Origin of the sequence: Azospirillum sp. B506, from assembly GCF_000333595.1 — a bacterium.
Lineage (GTDB): Bacteria > Pseudomonadota > Alphaproteobacteria > Azospirillales > Azospirillaceae > Azospirillum.
In genome coordinates this window covers 1-1,073 of the sequence record NZ_BADK01001077.1, presented here as the reverse complement: position 1 = coordinate 1,073, position 1,073 = coordinate 1, and the positions used below count along the sequence as shown (strand labels likewise).

The window sequence follows — 1,073 nt, the reverse complement described above, 5'->3', positions numbered from 1 at the left end:
CGCCATCAAGCAGGGCACGCCCGGCGGCGGCGACGATGCGAACTACGAAGAGGTGCGGTACGAGGGCTACGGCCCCGGCGGCGTCGCGCTGATCGTCGAGGCGCTGACCGACAACCGCAACCGCACCGCCGCGGAAGTGCGCTCCAGCTTCACCAAGTATGGCGGCAGCCTGGGCGAGACCAATTCGGTCAGCTTCATGTTCAGCCGCATCGGCGCGATCTTCTATCCGGCCGCGGCCGCGGATGCCGACGCCCTGTTCGAGGTGGCGCTGGAGGCCGGCGCCGACAATGTCGAGTCCGACGAGAACGGCCACGAGGTCACCACCACGGTGGAGAATTTCGGCGCGGTGCGCGACGCGCTGGAGGCCAAGTTCGGCGGTGCGGAGAGCGCGCGGCTGACTTGGCGTCCGCTGAACACCGTCGCACCGAGCGAGGACGCCGCCGCCAGCCTGCTGAAGCTGCTGGACGTGCTGGAGGACAACGACGACGTTCAGGTGGTCGAGGGCAACTTCGACATCTCCGACGAGCTGATGCAGAAGCTGACCGCGTAACAGCGACGCGGGTCTTGCAAGCGGAGAGCGGGTGCCGTGTTTGCGCGGGCAGGACGACGTGAGGCGGAGATGCCGTCGCCGGTGCGGCTGCTGGGGATCGACCCCGGCCTGCGCCACACCGGTTGGGGCATCATCGACGTGGCGGGCAACCGGCTGAGCCATGTCGCCGACGGTGCGGTGCATTCCGACGACCGCTGCCCGCTGGCCGAGCGGCTGCTGCAGCTCCACGACGCCCTGTCGGCGGTCGTGGAGCGCTACCGTCCCGACGAGGCGGCGGTTGAGGAAACTTTCGTCAACAGCAACGCGGTCTCGACGCTGAAGCTGGGGCAGGCGCGCGCCGTGGCCCTGCTGGTGCCGGCCCAGGCCGGGCTGGCGGTGGCGGAATACGCCAACAACATGGTCAAGAAGGCGGTTGTCGGTCAGGGCCGCGCCGAGAAGGCGCAGGTTCAGACGATGGTCCGCCTGCTGCTGCCCGGCTGCGAGATCGGCACGCCGGACGCCGCCGACGCGCTGGCGGTGGCGA

The 1,073-nt window shown here is 69.7% G+C and carries 2 protein-coding genes; both read left to right on the top strand.

What is annotated here, in order from left to right; translation table 11 throughout:
- On the top strand, positions 1-550 hold a 550-nt coding region (locus I71_RS33220; protein ID WP_042704365.1), incomplete at its 5' end, for a YebC/PmpR family DNA-binding transcriptional regulator.
- 69 nt (positions 551-619) lie between these two features.
- Positions 620-1,073: crossover junction endodeoxyribonuclease RuvC (gene ruvC, locus I71_RS33215; RefSeq protein ID WP_042704362.1), on the top strand; the 454-nt coding region annotated here is incomplete at its 3' end.